The 14,378-nt window shown below is 64.4% G+C and carries 18 protein-coding genes and 4 tRNA genes; 11 read left to right on the forward strand and 11 right to left on the reverse strand.

The features are described 5' to 3' along the window. Nucleotides 1–61: 61 nt before the first annotated feature. From ybgF to O0881_RS16090, 3 genes are all read left to right on the forward strand, one after another. Complete coding sequence (ybgF, locus tag O0881_RS16080; RefSeq protein WP_099664974.1) at nucleotides 62–820, forward strand: tol-pal system protein YbgF; 759 nt, start codon at nucleotides 62–64, stop codon at nucleotides 818–820. A gap of 67 nt (nucleotides 821–887) precedes the next feature. After that, nucleotides 888–963, forward strand: a tRNA-Lys gene (locus O0881_RS16085). 89 nt (nucleotides 964–1,052) lie between these two features. Further along, nucleotides 1,053–1,128: transfer RNA gene (locus tag O0881_RS16090), tRNA-Lys, on the forward strand. A 45-nt stretch (nucleotides 1,129–1,173) separates the two neighbouring features. On the opposite strand, the gene O0881_RS16095 is transcribed toward O0881_RS16090, so the two are convergent. From O0881_RS16095 to O0881_RS16110, 4 genes are all read right to left on the reverse strand, one after another. Further along, nucleotides 1,174–1,473, reverse strand: coding sequence for a BrnA antitoxin family protein (locus tag O0881_RS16095; protein WP_289912159.1), 300 nt, complete (start codon nucleotides 1,471–1,473; stop codon nucleotides 1,174–1,176). Continuing rightward, nucleotides 1,433–1,705: a BrnT family toxin gene (locus O0881_RS16100; RefSeq protein ID WP_289912160.1), complete on the reverse strand. Its 273-nt coding sequence runs from the start codon at nucleotides 1,703–1,705 to the stop codon at nucleotides 1,433–1,435. Before O0881_RS16100 ends, O0881_RS16095 begins: the two co-directional genes overlap by 41 nt. Nucleotides 1,706–1,785: 80 nt before the next feature. Next, the gene (locus tag O0881_RS16105) at nucleotides 1,786–2,916 is read right to left on the reverse strand and encodes an acyltransferase (RefSeq protein ID WP_289912162.1); all 1,131 of its coding nucleotides are present in this window, start codon (nucleotides 2,914–2,916) and stop codon (nucleotides 1,786–1,788) included. 122 nt (nucleotides 2,917–3,038) lie between these two features. Further along, a complete protein-coding gene (locus O0881_RS16110; protein WP_099668182.1) occupies nucleotides 3,039–3,380 on the reverse strand; it encodes a helix-turn-helix domain-containing protein in 342 nt (113 codons plus the stop codon). Nucleotides 3,381–3,486: 106 nt separating this feature from the next. On the opposite strand from O0881_RS16110, the gene O0881_RS16115 reads away from it, so the two are divergent. After that, entirely contained in the window at nucleotides 3,487–4,575 is a 1,089-nt protein-coding gene (locus O0881_RS16115; protein ID WP_289912164.1) for an NADH:flavin oxidoreductase/NADH oxidase, read from the forward strand. On the opposite strand, the gene O0881_RS16120 is transcribed toward O0881_RS16115, so the two are convergent. Further along, nucleotides 4,569–6,056: an MDR family MFS transporter gene (locus O0881_RS16120; RefSeq protein WP_289912166.1), complete on the reverse strand. Its 1,488-nt coding sequence runs from the start codon at nucleotides 6,054–6,056 to the stop codon at nucleotides 4,569–4,571. The two genes, O0881_RS16115 and O0881_RS16120, sit on opposite strands and share 7 nt — an antisense overlap. Then, the gene (locus O0881_RS16125) at nucleotides 6,053–6,511 is read right to left on the reverse strand and encodes a MarR family transcriptional regulator (protein WP_289912167.1); all 459 of its coding nucleotides are present in this window, start codon (nucleotides 6,509–6,511) and stop codon (nucleotides 6,053–6,055) included. The genes O0881_RS16120 and O0881_RS16125 overlap by 4 nt, the downstream gene beginning before the upstream one ends. A 130-nt stretch (nucleotides 6,512–6,641) precedes the next feature. Here O0881_RS16125 and O0881_RS16130 point away from each other — a divergent pair. The 5 genes from O0881_RS16130 (at nucleotide 6,642) to O0881_RS16150 (ending at nucleotide 9,653) form a co-directional block, all read left to right on the forward strand. Next, nucleotides 6,642–6,717, forward strand: a tRNA-Lys gene (locus tag O0881_RS16130). Nucleotides 6,718–6,788: 71 nt separating this feature from the next. Further along, nucleotides 6,789–6,864, forward strand: a tRNA-Lys gene (locus O0881_RS16135). A gap of 219 nt (nucleotides 6,865–7,083) precedes the next feature. Continuing rightward, complete coding sequence (locus tag O0881_RS16140; protein WP_289912169.1) at nucleotides 7,084–8,184, forward strand: alkene reductase; 1,101 nt, start codon at nucleotides 7,084–7,086, stop codon at nucleotides 8,182–8,184. A 15-nt stretch (nucleotides 8,185–8,199) separates the two neighbouring features. After that, nucleotides 8,200–8,688: a nuclear transport factor 2 family protein gene (locus tag O0881_RS16145; protein WP_289912171.1), complete on the forward strand. Its 489-nt coding sequence runs from the start codon at nucleotides 8,200–8,202 to the stop codon at nucleotides 8,686–8,688. Beyond that, nucleotides 8,685–9,653 (forward strand): LLM class oxidoreductase, encoded by a 969-nt coding sequence (locus O0881_RS16150; RefSeq protein WP_289912173.1) that lies wholly within the window; start codon nucleotides 8,685–8,687, stop codon nucleotides 9,651–9,653. Before O0881_RS16145 ends, O0881_RS16150 begins: the two co-directional genes overlap by 4 nt. A gap of 6 nt (nucleotides 9,654–9,659) precedes the next feature. On the opposite strand, the gene O0881_RS16155 is transcribed toward O0881_RS16150, so the two are convergent. Then, entirely contained in the window at nucleotides 9,660–10,586 is a 927-nt protein-coding gene (locus O0881_RS16155) for a LysR family transcriptional regulator (RefSeq protein WP_289912174.1), read from the reverse strand. An 83-nt stretch (nucleotides 10,587–10,669) separates the two neighbouring features. Continuing rightward, on the reverse strand, nucleotides 10,670–11,449 hold the full coding sequence (locus tag O0881_RS16160; protein ID WP_289912175.1) for a helix-turn-helix transcriptional regulator: 780 nt from the start codon (nucleotides 11,447–11,449) through the stop codon (nucleotides 10,670–10,672). 65 nt (nucleotides 11,450–11,514) lie between these two features. On the opposite strand from O0881_RS16160, the gene O0881_RS16165 reads away from it, so the two are divergent. Both O0881_RS16165 and O0881_RS16170 read left to right on the forward strand, forming a co-directional pair. After that, nucleotides 11,515–11,772 carry a hypothetical protein gene (locus tag O0881_RS16165; RefSeq protein WP_099664983.1) on the forward strand — a complete coding sequence of 86 codons (258 nt, stop codon included), beginning with the start codon at nucleotides 11,515–11,517 and terminating at the stop codon, nucleotides 11,770–11,772. A gap of 67 nt (nucleotides 11,773–11,839) precedes the next feature. Further along, complete coding sequence (locus O0881_RS16170) at nucleotides 11,840–12,448, forward strand: YigZ family protein (protein ID WP_289912177.1); 609 nt, start codon at nucleotides 11,840–11,842, stop codon at nucleotides 12,446–12,448. Nucleotides 12,449–12,708: 260 nt separating this feature from the next. On the opposite strand, the gene O0881_RS16175 is transcribed toward O0881_RS16170, so the two are convergent. From O0881_RS16175 to O0881_RS16185, 3 genes are read right to left on the reverse strand one after another with little or no spacing between them, the layout of a single operon-like run. Then, on the reverse strand, nucleotides 12,709–13,314 hold the full coding sequence (locus O0881_RS16175; RefSeq protein WP_289912178.1) for a hypothetical protein: 606 nt from the start codon (nucleotides 13,312–13,314) through the stop codon (nucleotides 12,709–12,711). 33 nt (nucleotides 13,315–13,347) lie between these two features. Then, complete coding sequence (locus O0881_RS16180) at nucleotides 13,348–13,737, reverse strand: hypothetical protein (protein ID WP_289899322.1); 390 nt, start codon at nucleotides 13,735–13,737, stop codon at nucleotides 13,348–13,350. A 13-nt stretch (nucleotides 13,738–13,750) separates the two neighbouring features. Beyond that, nucleotides 13,751–14,128 carry a nuclear transport factor 2 family protein gene (locus O0881_RS16185; RefSeq protein WP_251350913.1) on the reverse strand — a complete coding sequence of 126 codons (378 nt, stop codon included), beginning with the start codon at nucleotides 14,126–14,128 and terminating at the stop codon, nucleotides 13,751–13,753. Between the last annotated feature and the right edge of the window lie 250 nt (nucleotides 14,129–14,378).

Genomic DNA, 14,378 nt, shown 5'->3' on the forward strand with positions numbered 1-14,378 from the left:
GCGGTGATTCACCGCCCGGCGCCCCGTTTGCATGTTTGCGTAACTTTTGAAAGCCCGACTCATGATGACATTCTCGAAAGCCGGCGTCGCCGCCGCCTTGATGGCCGCGTTTGCCTACCTGCCCCTGCATGCCAACGCCGCCCTGTTCGATGACGACGAAGCACGCAAGGCCATCCTCGAGCTGCGCGCCAAGGTCGACGCCATGGCGCGCGACCTGAACAGCCGCATCGACGCCAAGGCGGACAAGACCAGCACCTTGAGCCTGCTCAACCAGCACGACCAGACCATGCAAGAGATCGCCCGCCTGCGCGGCCAGATCGAAGTGCTGGGCAACGACCTGGCAAACACGCAAAAGCGCCAGAAGGATTTCTACACCGATATCGACGCGCGCCTGCGCAAGCTCGAACCGCGCCAAGTCACCATCGACGGCCAGGAAGCGGCCGTGGGCGTGTCCGAGCAAAGCGCATACGAATCCGCATTCGGCCTGTTCAAGTCGGGCGACTACAAGGGCGCCGTGACGGCCCTGGACGGCTTCGTGAAACGCTATCCGGAATCGGCCTATGCGGCCAACGCGCAATACTGGCTGGGCAACGCCTATTACGCCCAGCGCGACTGCAAGAGCGCCATCACGGCACAGCAGGCCGTGCTGAAACACTACCCGGACAGCCCGAAAGCGCCCGACGCCATGCTCAACATCGCCAGCTGCTACACGGAGCTGAAAGACAAGCCGAACGCGACCAAGACGCTGAACGCCCTGATCTCGCGCTACCCGGACTCCAGCGCGGCCCAGGCGGCCAAGGAACGGGGCGGCAAAAAGTAAAAGCGGGGAAAAAGTTGCCCGTTAGGTTTGACAGAATCCCGGGCACCCCCTATAATCTTTCTTCTTCGGGTCGTTAGCTCAGCTGGTAGAGCAGCGGACTTTTAATCCGTTGGTCGCAGGTTCGAATCCCGCACGGCCTACCACGAATACGCAGTACTGATCTGCTTGCGAGTTATTATAGCAAGCATTTTTTTACGGCACAGTGTTACCGAAGTTGTTGTAAAAAGTTTTTGGGTCGTTAGCTCAGCTGGTAGAGCAGCGGACTTTTAATCCGTTGGTCGCAGGTTCGAATCCCGCACGGCCTACCAAATACTATGAAGAAGCCAACCGTTCGCGGTTGGCTTTTTTGTTTTCTAGGCTTGCCTGGATCGCAGCCACTCCTTCAACGCATCATTCATGCGTGTTTGCCACCCATCGCCGGTGGCCTTGAAGGCTTCGAGGATGTCGGCATCGAAGCGTATGGTCGTGCTGATTTTGCCACCAGTGCCAGCGGGTCTGCCGCGGCGGCGTACCGCTTCCTGCTGCGCCTCGGGACGGGAAACGGGCTTATCGCCCACTTGCCAGACACCCTGCTCGAAAAAACCGTCCGTCAATTCAGGCGCATCGTCGGGATCAGCCCAAGCTTTGCTTGTATTTGTCGATTTCGCGTTCATTTGCCTTCCTCATGCTGATGATTCTGCGCGCCCGGCCACGCGGCGTCCAGACCAGTACAACCAGACGCTCGTCGAGCCAACCTGCAGTGATGAAGCGGGGTTCGCCGTAGTCCTGGCGCTGGTCCGGCAGCGTAATGGTGAGGCCGCCAAACACTACACGCGCACGCGCAAAGTCGAGACCACGCTCCCTGAGCGTCTTTTCACGCTTGACAGCATCAAAAGTGATTCTCATTATTTATTGTAGTAACAAATAATAGAAACAGCCAGCCCTGTTTCGCGAACAAGGGCGCCATCAGGACGACTACATCACCCTTAACGCGACACCAGCGCCGGCCTCCCGGCCAGATGCGCCACCACGCTGCCCATCGCCCGCCCCAGCGGCACCTCCACCCAGCGGTAAAACGCGGCACCGGCCGCCAGGCTGGCACCCCAGGCCGCCAGCATGCCCAGCGCCTGCCACTCCGGCTCAAGCGGGACATAGCTGATAAACAGCGCATTGACCAGCAGGCTGACGGGAAAGTGGACGAGAAACACGGCATACGAAATGCGTCCGAGGGTGTTGACGATGCGCCAGGCGCCGCCCTGGGACGGGGTGCGGGCGCGGCCGAACAGGAACAGGGCGCAGGCGACGATCAGGGCCAGGGCGATGCGGCTGCGGTAGTCGACGGCCAGGGCCAGCAGGACGGGCACGGCGGCCATGGCCATGAGCACGGTCATGCCCCCCGGCTTGCGGGCCGGATCGCTGGCCCACCAGGCCAGCATGCCGAGACCGTAGCTGCCGAAGAAATACGGCGCCCAGTTGTCCCAGCCCGCGTCGAGATTGAAATACAGCAAGGAAAAAGTGATGCCCGCGGTGACGGCCAGCGGCATCAGCCAATGCCCGCGCCGCTGGCCCGCCAGGCGGCCGCCCAGCCACAGCAGCGATACCGTCAGCAAATACAGCTGGAAATCGATGGCCACGTACCAGGCGCCGGCCGACAGCGATTCATAGCCGAGCACGCCATGCAGCAGCAAGGCATGGGCACTCAGCTGGCCCAGGGTGACGGCGGCCGACATGGAATCGTGCAGCATCCAGATGCCGGCCACGGGCGTGACGATGGCCGCGAGCAAGGTGGCGGCCAGGAAAGGCGGCGCCAGCTTGGCATAGCGGCGCCAGATCGCCTGCAGCGGCGCGGCAATGCCGGGGCAGCCGGCGGGTGACAGGGATTTGGCGACGAGAAAGCCGCCGATGACGAGAAACACTTGCACGGCGATGCGCGCGCTGCCGCCCAGCCAGCCTAGCAGCTCGGGCCACAGGGGTTGCACGTAGTCGGACATGGGGCCGTAAAACGCCAGGTGATGCAACACGATCAACTGCGCCGCGCCTGCCTTCAAACCATTGATCCAGCCAAACTGCGGACGATGTGCCAAGTCCGCCTGTGATACCACTGCTGCTGCCGTCATTCCCATCCCTTGCCATGCCAGGCAGTGTCGCCAGCCCATCGCGCAACAGGCGTGCGGCTGAGGATTTACCGAAAGGCCGATATCATAGCCGAGCCTGGAAAATGGCGGGGCACGGCAGGCGGCTAAACTGTCGGCTTTTCCGCCTGCGGCGGCTCGGGCGCCAAGGGCTGCTGCGCCAGAATCGCGTCCAGCAAGCCGGGGAAGCGACTCTCGATATCGGCGCGACGCAAGGTGTTCATGTGCGTCGTGCCCGCGTTTTCCGTGTAGACGAGGCCCGCTTCGCGCAAGACCTTGAAATGGTGGGAAACGGTCGATTTCGGCCGCCCGCCGTCGAGGTCGCCGCAAGCGGCCGCATCGACGCGGGCCAGGTGGCGCACGATGTCGAGGCGGATGGAATCACTCAAGGCGTACAGCACGCGCTCGAGGACGAATTCGCTGGCGGGAGGATGTTTGTGTGGGCGCATGAGCAGAATCATACAGCATGCGCTATACTAATTCCATTATTCGAATATTTACGAACTACCGAATCAGCATTCCCTGACATTTCCACCAACAAACACAAAGGCCACCATGTCCGCCCTCTTCCAGCCCTACACCCTCAAAGGCATCACCCTGCGCAACCGCATCGCCGTGCCGCCCATGTGCCAGTACATGGCCGTCGATGGCCAGGCCAACGACTGGCATCTGTCGCACTACGCAGGCATGGCGCGCGGCGGCACGGGCCTGGTGATCGTCGAAGCGACGGCCGTGGCGCCCGAAGGCCGCATCACGCCAGGCTGCACGGGCATCTGGAACGATGATCTGGCGCAAGCCTTCGTGCCGGTGGTAAAGGCCATCAAGGCGGCCGGCTCCGTTCCCGGCATCCAGATCGCCCACGCGGGCCGCAAGGCCAGCGCCAACCGCCCATGGGAAGGCGACGACCATATCGCGCAAGGCGACGCGCGCGGCTGGCAAACCATCGCCCCGTCCGCCATCGCCTTTGGCGGCGGCCTGCCGAAAGTGCCGCGCGCCATGGACCTCGACGATATTGCCCGAGTGAAACAGAACTTCGTCGACGCGGCCGTGCGCGCCCGCGAAGTGGGCTTCGAATGGCTGGAGCTGCACTTCGCCCACGGCTACCTGGCGCAAAGCTTCTTTTCCGCCCACTCGAACCAGCGCGACGATATCTATGGCGGCAGCCTGGAAAACCGCAGCCGCTTCCTGCTGGAAACATTGAAAGCCGTGCGTGAAGTGTGGCCCGAGCACCTGCCGCTGACGATCCGCTTCGGCGTACTGGAATTCGACGGCCGCGACGAGCAAACCCTGCTCGAATCGATAGCCCTCGTGCGCCAGTTCAAGGATGCCGGCATGGATATGCTCAGCGTCAGCATGGGCTTCACGATTCCCGACGTGTCGATTCCGTGGGGTCCCGCTTTCATGGGCCCGATCGCCGAACGAGTCCGCCGCGAAGCGGGCGTGCCCGTCTCGTCCGCCTGGGGCTTCGGCACGCCGGCGATTGCAGAGCGCGTCGTCAAGGAAGAACAGCTGGACGTGGTGATGGTCGGCAAGGCGCATCTGGCCAACCCGCACTGGGCATATTTTGCCGCCAAGGAACTCGGCGTGGAACGCGCCTCGTGGACCCTGCCGGCGCCGTACGCGCACTGGCTGGAACGCTACTGATCGTCCTTGACCGTCGCCGGATGCCCCTCCAGGGGCAGTTCCGGCAAGAACAGCAGGAAGACCAGCCCCACCAGCAGCAGCACGGCGCCGGCGCCGAACACGCTGGCAATCGCATGGCGGTACACCTCCACCGTCTGCACGGCCGCCTGCGCGCCCAGCGCCGAAACGGCTTCCACGCCATGCTGGTGCAGCTGGCGCGCAAGGATGGCGCCGGACGCCGTCACGCCCAGCAAGCCGCCCAGCGAGCGGAAAAAGGCCAGCATGGCCGTGCCCACGCCGCGCCGCGCCAGCGGCAAGGCATTTTGCACGGCAATCGTCATGTTCGGCATCACCAGTCCCAGCCCCGTGCCGAGGAAGAAGATGGCCGGCTCGATGATCCAGTAACCGCGCGACGTTTCCATGGCCCAGGCCAGCACGGCAAACGACACGACCGCCACGGCCAGCCCCGCCACCTGCACCATCTTGTACTTGCCCGAACGCGACAGCACCCGGCCATTGAACATCGACGACGCCACCAGCCCCACCATCATCGCCACCGTCATCACGCCGGACTCCGCCGGACTGGTGCCCATCACCAGCTGGAAGAACAGGGGAAAGAAGACGCTGGCGCCCATCAGGCCCATGAATGTCATGGCCATCACCAGGCTGGCGATATTGAAGGTGCGGTTCTCGAACAGGTCGGGCGGCAGCACGGGCTCATCCACCCGCCCCACGTGGAAGGCCAGCCAGATCCCCAGCATCACGGCGACGCCGCCGCACACCTTGATGGCCAGCGCATCCCACGGCCACTCGGTGCCGCCCAATGCCAGCACCAGCAGCACCGCCGTGACGGCGCCCGTCAGCAAGGCGGAGCCAAGATAATCGATCCGGTGCGCATGCGCGGGCGCGGGTTTGCGCATGGCGCGCGCGATGATGACGAAGGCGGCGGCGCCGACGGGCAGGTTGACAAAGAAAATCCAGTGCCACGACAAGGCATCCGTGATCACGCCGCCCAGCACGGGCCCCAGCACGCTGGTGACGGCAAACACGATGGGCACCATGCCTTGCCGCTTGCCCCGCTCGGCGGGCGGCACGATGTCGCCGATGATGATTTGCGCCAGCGGCATGAAACCGCCCGCGCCCAGGCCCTGGATGGCGCGGAAGATGATCAGCTCCGTCATGTTCTGCGCCAGTCCGCACAGCACGGAACCGAGCAGGAAAGTCAGCAAGGCAGTGAAGATCATGGGGCGGCGGCCGTACTGGTCGGCCAGCTTGCCGTACAGGGGCATGGTGGCCGTCGAGGCCAGCACATACGCCGTCACCACCCACGAAAGGTGCGCCATGCCGCCCAGGTCATCGACGATGCGCGGCAAGGCCGTCGCGACGATGCTCTGGTCCAGCGCGCCCAGGCCCAGCACGGCCATCAGGCCCAGGTAGGTGGCGCGCACTTCGCGCTCCGTCAACGGCGCCTCTGCGCCTGCGGGTATGCCGAGGCCGTTCATGCCCGGCCTATCTCGAGCAGCGGCTGCATGGCGGCGGCCAGCGCATCGACCTGCTGCGGCGTCAGGCGGGCGATGCGCCGCGCCAGCGCATCGCGGCGCCGCGCGCGCAGGGCCTCGAGGATGGCCAGGCCATGCGCGGACAGGTGCAGGCCGGAACGGCGCCGGTCCTGCGGATCGGGCGCACTGCGCTCGACGAGACCCGCCTCTTCGAGCGACTTGACCTGCGCGCTGACGGTCGGCCCGCGCACGTTCTGCAGGCGCGCTAGCGCGGCCACGCCGATGCCGGGCTGCTCGTGGATCAGCGCCAGCAGCATGTACTGCATCATCGATACGCCGCCTTCCAGCTCGCCCCCTTCGCGCTGCATGGAGCGCAGCAGGCGCTTGAACGCCGTGCGCAATTCATCGGACAGCGCCAGCGCGCGTTCGGGGATGGGAAAGTCTTCGTCAGGGGTCATGGGATCATCAATATAGGTAGGCTATCTATCCATATTAGTCCGCGCATGCCCGCCATGCAAGGCTTTTTTCCACCCATGTCCCGTCCAGCCCTTCCCAAAACCGCCGTTGGCCGTCATAATAGCCGCCCTTGGGTCGTTAGCTCAGCTGGTAGAGCAGCGGACTTTTAATCCGTTGGTCGCAGGTTCGAATCCCGCACGGCCTACCAAGATTCAGTCGTCAGCATGGCAAGCATGTTGATACGGCACAGCGTTACCGCAGCAAGTAGTCAAAGTTTTTGGGTCGTTAGCTCAGCTGGTAGAGCAGCGGACTTTTAATCCGTTGGTCGCAGGTTCGAATCCCGCACGGCCTACCAAATACTTCAGAAAAGCCAACCGTTCGCGGTTGGCTTTTTTGTTTTCCAGCCCTCCCCTCCCATCGCTCCCCTTATTCAATCCCGAAAGGATCGAGTCCATGGAATCAAACCCGGATTATCTTTCCCCAGTTCATAAATACAATGGATGGCATGGCGGCACAGGCAATGCCTGCACCCGCATCACGCATCACGCATCGTATTTGACCGAAAGGACTGGCCATGAAAAAACTCTACACCCCGTATGACCTGGCAGGACTGACCTTGCCCAACCGCTTCGTCATGGCGCCCATGACGCGCTCGCGCGCCACGGATGGCGTACCCGACGCGCAGACGGCCCTGTACTACGCCCAGCGCGCATCGGCCGGACTGATCATTAGCGAAGGCATCCCCGTCAGCCGCGAAGGCACAGGCTTTCTGTTCGTGCCCGGCCTGTACACGGATGCGCAGCAGGAAGGCTGGCGCCAGGTATGCGACGCCGTGCATGCGCAGGGCGGGCGCATCTTTGCCCAACTGTGGCATGTGGGCCGCCTGTCGCACACGTCGCTGCAAGCCGGTGGCGCGGCGCCCGTGTCGTCCGTGGCGCGCCGCGCGGACAACTCGCCCGCGTTTGCCTGGGTGTCGCCGGGCGTGGCCGGACAGGTACCCGCCAGCGCGCCGCGCGCCCTGGACGCCGCCGACATCCCCCGCGTCATCGAGGACTTCGTGCTGGCCGCGCGGCGCGCCATCGCCGCCGGTTTCGATGGCATCGAACTGCATGGCGCGAACGGCTACCTGTTCGAGCAATTCATCAACGGCGCCCTCAACACGCGCGACGACGCGTATGGCGGCACGATCGCCAACCGTCTGCGCTTGATCCTCGACACCATCGACGCCCTGATTGCGGAAGTGGGCGCACGGCGCGTCGGCGTGCGCATCTCGCCGTTCGGCCGCCTGTACGACATGCAGCCGTTCGACGACGAGGCGGCCACCTGGCTGGCCCTGGCCGAAGCGCTCAACGCGCGCGGCCTCGCCTACGTGCACACGAGCGACCAGCTGACCCTGGGGCAGACGCCGATACCCGCCGGCTTCGCGGCCGACTTCCGCCGCGCCTACCGCGGCACGCTGATCTCGGCGGGCGGCTTCGACGGCGACAGCGCGGAAGCGGCGCTGCACGATGGCCGCATCGACCTAGCCGCCTTCGGCCGCCCGTTCATCGCCAACCCCGACCTGGTCGAGCGCCTGCGTCACGGCTGGCCGCTGGCGCAGGCCGAGCGCGCCACCTTCTACGGCCCGCACGGTGCGAACGGCTATACGGACTACCCCGCCTTTGCGGCGCAATAACTGAAAGGACACACGATGAACATGCAAACACTGCTGGACCTGGAAGCCATCAAAAACCTGCGCATCCGCTACAGCCATTTATTGGACAGCAACCGCATCGCGGAACTGGCCGAACTGTTCGCGCCGGACGCCGTCTGCAACGCGGGCCTGGGCGAATGGCGGGGCCGCGACGCCATCCGCGCAGGCCTGCAGCGGGCCTTCGACGACTACGACACGGAGCGCCACGGCAGCTACCCTTTCCTGCACGCCGTGACGAACCACTGGGTGGAACTGCTCGACGCCGACACGGCGCAGGGACGCTGCTACCTGATCGACCTGCACACGCGCCAGCCGGAACAGCGCGACCCGTGGATACTGCTCGGTGCATATGCGGACGAATACCGCCGCATCGACGGCCGCTGGCACATCAGCCGCTCGCAGCTCGACATCGTCTGGCCCGCGCGCAATGGCGGCGGTGGCCAGCCCGGCGACGATCTGGAACTGCCTGCACGGGAGGCTGCATGACGGCGGCCGGAGCGCGCATGGACCTGGCGCAGCACGCCCCGTTCCGGCGCGTGTTCAGCCCGGGCAAGCTGACCTTCGGCCTGATCGCGCCGCTGGAGGCGTATCCCTGCACGCCCGTGCCCACGCTGCAAGACCACGAACGCATGGCCAGGCTGGTCGACGACGCGGGCTTTGCCAGCATCTGGCTGCGCGACGTGCCTTTCCTCGATCCGGCATTCGGCGACGCCGGGCAGGTGTTCGATCCCTTCGTGTATGCGGGCTTCCTGGCCTCCGTCACCAAACGCATCGGCATCGGCACGGCCGGCATCGTGCTGCCCCTGCGCGATCCCGTCATCGTCGCCAAACAGGCGGCCTCGGTGGATCAATTGAGCGGCGGACGCTTCCTGCTTGGCCTGTCGACGGGCGACCGCCCGGCCGAATACCCGGCCTTCGGCGCCGATTTCGACAATCGCGACGAACGCTACCGCGAAGCCTTCGCGCTGCTGCGCCAGCTGGGCGAACAAGACTTCCCCGCCGCCACGACGCAGCATTACGGCACCCTGGATGGCACCCTGGACCTGCTGCCCAAGCCCGTGCGCCAGCGCCTGCCCATGCTGGCGATCGGCCGCTCGCGCCAGCCCATCGACTGGCTGGCGCGCAATGTCGATGCGTGGATCTGGTCCGTCGACGATGCTCAAGCGATCCAGGACATCCTGGCCAGCCTGCGCCACCATGCGGGCGAGCAGCCGCCGCCCGCGTATGGCTACGCCACCTTCTTCGACCTGGACAAGGACCCGGACGCGCCGCCCCGGCGCTTCTACAATGTGGTGCGCATCGGCCGCCATGCCCTGATCGACCGCTGGCAGGCGCAGCGCGAACTGGGCGTGCGCCACGTGGCGCTGAACATGAAGCCGTCGCAGCGCCCGGCCGAAGAAGTCATCGCGGAGATGGCCGAGCATGTGCTGCCCCTGTTTCACGCGGACTGAGGCCGCTCAATCGGCGGGGTGAAACACGGGATTCGGTGCGGCCGCCAGCGCCACCAGCGCATCGATGGCTGCGCGCAGCCTGGGCTTCACGTAGCGCGTGGCCGGCCACACGGCGTGAATCGGCATTTCGCCGCCCGCATGCTGCTCCAGCACGGGCACCAGCTGGCCCGACGCCAGGTGCGCGTCGATCAGCCAGGTGGGCAGCTGGCACAGGCCGGCGCCCGCCAGGGTCGCCGCCAGCATCGCCTCGCCGTCGCGCAAGGCATGCCGCACGCGGATCGCCTGCTCGGTGGAGGTGCCGTCGGCCTCGCGCAGCAACCAGACTGCCGGCCCTTGCCGGTGCCAGCCCACGATGCAGTCGTGCCGGACCAGGTCGCCGCGCACCTGCGGCGTGCCGTGGCGCGCCAGGTAAGACGGGGCGGCGCAGATCAGCAGCCGCTGCGTGCCCAGCTGGCGCGCCACCAGGTCCGCATCGTTGTTCAATGCGCCGATGCGCACGGCCAGGTCGATGCCCTCCTCGACCAGGTTGACGGTGCGGTCCGTGAAGGTCACGGCCAGTTCGATGCCAGTGTGCTGTTCGGCCAGTGCCAGCAAGGTGGGCAGGATGTGGCGGCGGCCGAACGCGGCCGGCACATCGACGCGCAGGCGTCCCGTGGGCACTTGCTGGCCGACGATCAGGCCATGCTCCGTCGCCTCCAGGTCTTCCAGCATCTGCACGCACATGTCGTAATACGTGCGCCCTTCCGGCGTGAGGGTCAAGCGGCGCGTGGTACGGTGCAGCAGCTTGGTGCCCAGGCGCGCTTCCAGCCGCGACACGCTCTTGCCCACGCCCGACGCCGTCACACCTTGTGCGGCGGCGGCGGCGGCAAAACTGCCCAGCTTGACGGTCATGACGAAATCGTTGATGCCATCGAAGCGGTCGTCGTTGTGCATATATTGTGGAATCCAGAGAATGAATTCAGCGATTTTACGCCGATTGCATGCTTGCAGTCTTCAACACGCTGGCGCGCCGCCCTTCACCCGGCCATGGCCCCATACCTGCCCGGCGTCACGCCCATCACGCGCCTGAACATGGCGATGAAGGCGCTGACGGTCTCGTAACCCAGGTCGAGTGCAATCGTCGTGACGGGCTGGCCGGTGGCCAATAACTCCAGGGCGCGCAGGATGCGGGCGCGCTGGCGCCAGGCCGAGGGCGTAAAGCCCGTCTCGATCGTGAATCGGCGCGCCAGGGTGCGCGGCGAGACGCCGGCCCAGGCGGCCAGCACTTCCACGCCCCGCTCGTCGGCCAGGTCATCGAGCACGGCGCGCGCCACGCGCAGCAGGCGCGGGTCCGTGGGTAGCGGCAAACCGAACGGCTCGTGCGGCGCCGCGGCGATCTCGTCGAGGATCACGCCCGCCACCCGGGCCTGGCGCGCGTCCAGCGCACCGTCGTCCCAGGCGCTGGCGCGGCCCACCGCTTCGCGCAGCAAGCCCGAAACGCGCATCACGCACGGTGCGGCGGGCAGACCGTCGCAACTGGCCTCGTCCACATACACGCTCCAGCCCGCAAACGGTCCATGCGAACGCAGCGCATGGACGTGATGGGGCGGCATCCACACGCAATGGCTGGCCGGCACCACCCACTGCCCGCGGTCGGCAGCCACGGAGAGCAAGCCCCGCTCGGCGCCGAACAGCTGGCCGCTGGCATGGCGGTGCGCCGCCGTCACCCGTTCCTGCGGCTGGGACATGCGCATGGCGCGCAGCGGCGCCAGCAGCGTCGGCGGCAAGATTGGCGGATTTGACGTATCGATAGTCATAAACAACGCAGGCAAGACAATCCCGCCATCATACAGTGGAGTCTTTCGATATTCAGGAGTGCACCATGCGAGCAGAAGACGTGTTACCGGATCAACAAAACCAGGGCCAGTTCAATGGCGTCACCGTGCGCAAGGGCACGGTGGGCGCCTTCCTCGCGAATGCCCGGCTATGGCTGGACGACACGAGCAGCAGCGCCGAAAAAGCCATCGCCGAACGCGACATCCTCGACGCGCTACCCGCCCTGCACGCGCTGGGGCTATTCGACATCGTGCAAGTGCGCGATGCCGCGCTGCGCGAACTGGTATCGCCATCGGCCGCGTAGGCGGCACTGGCTCGTCGCGGGCGCGCATTTCCTCTATCATGCTGCTTTGCCCGCCTTCGCACCCGCCATGCCGTTTACCATTGCCGCCCCCGTCCACAGCGAACTGATCATCAAGAAAAGCCGTTTCATCGGTTGCGTGCAACCGATGACGGACCGCGCCAGCGCGCAGCAGGTGGTCAACGATTTAAAAGCGCAGCATCCGGGCGCCTGCCATGTGTGCTGGGCGCTGCTGGCGGGCGGGCAATCGGCGGCCGTCGACGATGGCGAGCCGAGCGGCACGGCCGGGCGGCCCATGCTCGACGTGCTGCGCCACCAGGACCTGGTAGGCGTGCTGGCGACCGTCGTGCGCTACTTTGGCGGGATCAAGCTGGGTGCAGGCGGCCTCGTGCGCGCCTACACGGACAGCGTGGCGCAAGCGTTGTTGCAGGCAGAAAAGACGGCCATCGTGCGCCAGCGTACCCTGCGCTGCACGGTGCCGTATGCGATGGAAGGCATGCTGCGCCGCGAGCTCGATGGCGCCGGCGCCACCCTGCTGAACGTGGAACACGGCGCAGACGTACTGTTCGACTTCAGCCTGCCTGAAACGGCCGCCACCGCCCTGCTCGCCCACCTGCTGGAGGCGGGGAATGGACGGATACAGTGGCTGGACGCGCAGGATGACGAGGGCCAGCCATAATCAACTGGTGCAGCCTGGCGGACATGATGGACGGCGACAAGCGCCCCATGGAAAACATATCCGCTTGTGCAGGAATACGCTGATCCACCACCACGGCGAAATCGCCTTCATTCCCGGGCATGTAATTTCCGCAATCTGTACAAATGCCCGCACCGGCATGCCCGCTCGCCCACGCTGCATTGGCGTCCACCACATCTGTCCCACCATAATACAGATGCCACATATGTTTTTTCATGGCCTTGCCTTGAAAACCACCATCGTCATGGATAGCGCTGCTCCTGATATCCATTCGTAAACACATGGGAAATATTCTCCATCTGTCCGTCCACATAGCCGAACAGAATCTGATATCCGGTATGGTTTTCCTGGCCATGCTCTCTCTGCCGGACCATGATGGAATGGAGGCGATCATCTTCATACCGGTAAACGTAGCTCCCTTCGCCAAATTTTCCGAAATTGAGGTCCTGCGCGATGCGTGCCCCGTCAAGAAAACTGAGCATGACATTCCTCAAGCTCCCTCCCGCATTGAAATGCACGCTTTTCAGTTCGCCGCGTTCATGAAAATAGAAACTCCTGTTGATGATGGCAGCAGATCCGCCATAGCTTTCCACCAGGATGACCCTGCCTTCCCCATCGAAATGGTAGACATGGGTATCTTTCAGCGTCGCGGGCAGCGACTTCAGCTCTTTTCCCGGCTTGAAGCCGGCCCTTTGGGCATCGAATGGCCTGACGTTACATAACGGCCCTTTGCTGATCTGCGTTCGCGCCACGCGCAGTTTGACGGCATCCACATACGTCGCCATGAACAAGTCGGATTTCGACGCTATCGCGTGGAATTGCTCGCCCAGTTTTTGGATTTCACTCATGCTATATCGCTCCCGCTACGACACTTCCGGCAATCAAGCCTTGCGCGGACGTTTGATCTGCAACAAGATGAAATGCGTCCACGCCAGCGCCGGCAATACCATCAGCAACAACATCAGTCCGGCCGGCATGTCCGGCACGAAACGCACGAAGCAGGCGAGAAAACTGGCGATGGCCAGCCAGAAGCGCCAGTTGAACGCGTATGCCTTGCGCGCCACCGTCGCCAGGGCGATGCGCCAGAATTCCAGCAAGGCCCACAGGCCGCCCGTCAGCAGCAACGCGGCCAGCGCATTGGCGCCGGGGGCGTCGGACCAGGTGCGCACCAGGTTGTACAGCAGCACGGGATAGCCGGCCGTGATGGCCAGGGTGGCCGGGCCGGCGGCGATGACAGCTTCCAGCAGCTGTCCTTTGGAACGATGATCCACTAACTCTTGCTCCTCAAGCCACGACGCCGGAATGGGCGGCGATCACTTGCAGCGCGCCGGCCGCATCCTGCGCCCAGACGCGCGTAAAACGGAAGTCGCCATGCGTTTCCACGTCGTGATAGCTGCCCGTCAGTTGCATGCGCACGGAAACCACGGCCACGTGGCCGTTGACGCGCACATGGCGCTCGGACGCGCGCAAGTCCGTGATGGTCAGCAAGCGCTGCTCGTGCGCGGCCAGGTCCGCATGCTTGCTCAGCAAATGCCCCAGGTGATTGGTAAACAACAAGTCATCGGCCAGCAAATCTTTCAGTACAGCCACGTCGGAGGCCATCATGGCCAGGCGCAAGCGTTCTTCCGCATCGAGTACCTGCACTTCCGTTAAAGCATTCATCTTTTTCCTTGAAATAATTGGCACGATATTAATAAATAGGCAAACCATGCTGGCATGAAATCGTGTTTTTCACAATCCGCCGGAAGACTTATGCCTGTGGAGCATATTCATATAGCGTAATATTCGCAGCGGTATTGCGCAAAACGCCACCATAGTACTGTACAGTGCTTGCCCTTTCGCCCGGGGCAAGAGCGAAAGTTACTGGTAGCAAAGTTCCACGTGCTCTCCGCAGTCTCGAATAAAACCAAGA

The organism is Janthinobacterium sp. SUN100, assembly GCF_030397705.1.
Taxonomy (GTDB): domain Bacteria; phylum Pseudomonadota; class Gammaproteobacteria; order Burkholderiales; family Burkholderiaceae_D; genus Janthinobacterium; species Janthinobacterium kumbetense.

Bases quoted from the DNA above. Each gene is read 5' to 3' on its own strand.
- O0881_RS16150 (WP_289912173.1), top strand. From the start codon at position 8,685: ATGACGGCGGCCGGAGCGCGCATGGACCTGGCGCAGCACGCCCCGTTC.
- O0881_RS16095 (WP_289912159.1), bottom strand. From the start codon at position 1,473: ATGAACGCGAAATCGACAAATACAAGCAAAGCTTGGGCTGATCCCGAC.
- O0881_RS16155 (WP_289912174.1), bottom strand. From the start codon at position 10,586: ATGCACAACGACGACCGCTTCGATGGCATCAACGATTTCGTCATGACC.
- O0881_RS16125 (WP_289912167.1), bottom strand. From the start codon at position 6,511: ATGACCCCTGACGAAGACTTTCCCATCCCCGAACGCGCGCTGGCGCTG.
- O0881_RS16185 (WP_251350913.1), bottom strand. From the start codon at position 14,128: ATGAATGCTTTAACGGAAGTGCAGGTACTCGATGCGGAAGAACGCTTG.
- O0881_RS16140 (WP_289912169.1), top strand. From the start codon at position 7,084: ATGAAAAAACTCTACACCCCGTATGACCTGGCAGGACTGACCTTGCCC.
- O0881_RS16165 (WP_099664983.1), top strand. From the start codon at position 11,515: ATGCGAGCAGAAGACGTGTTACCGGATCAACAAAACCAGGGCCAGTTC.
- O0881_RS16145 (WP_289912171.1), top strand. From the start codon at position 8,200: ATGAACATGCAAACACTGCTGGACCTGGAAGCCATCAAAAACCTGCGC.
- O0881_RS16160 (WP_289912175.1), bottom strand. From the start codon at position 11,449: ATGACTATCGATACGTCAAATCCGCCAATCTTGCCGCCGACGCTGCTG.
- O0881_RS16120 (WP_289912166.1), bottom strand. From the start codon at position 6,056: ATGAACGGCCTCGGCATACCCGCAGGCGCAGAGGCGCCGTTGACGGAG.
- O0881_RS16100 (WP_289912160.1), bottom strand. From the start codon at position 1,705: ATGAGAATCACTTTTGATGCTGTCAAGCGTGAAAAGACGCTCAGGGAG.
- O0881_RS16110 (WP_099668182.1), bottom strand. From the start codon at position 3,380: ATGCGCCCACACAAACATCCTCCCGCCAGCGAATTCGTCCTCGAGCGC.
- O0881_RS16105 (WP_289912162.1), bottom strand. From the start codon at position 2,916: ATGACGGCAGCAGCAGTGGTATCACAGGCGGACTTGGCACATCGTCCG.
- ybgF (WP_099664974.1), top strand. From the start codon at position 62: ATGATGACATTCTCGAAAGCCGGCGTCGCCGCCGCCTTGATGGCCGCG.
- O0881_RS16115 (WP_289912164.1), top strand. From the start codon at position 3,487: ATGTCCGCCCTCTTCCAGCCCTACACCCTCAAAGGCATCACCCTGCGC.
- O0881_RS16175 (WP_289912178.1), bottom strand. From the start codon at position 13,314: ATGAGTGAAATCCAAAAACTGGGCGAGCAATTCCACGCGATAGCGTCG.
- O0881_RS16170 (WP_289912177.1), top strand. From the start codon at position 11,840: ATGCCGTTTACCATTGCCGCCCCCGTCCACAGCGAACTGATCATCAAG.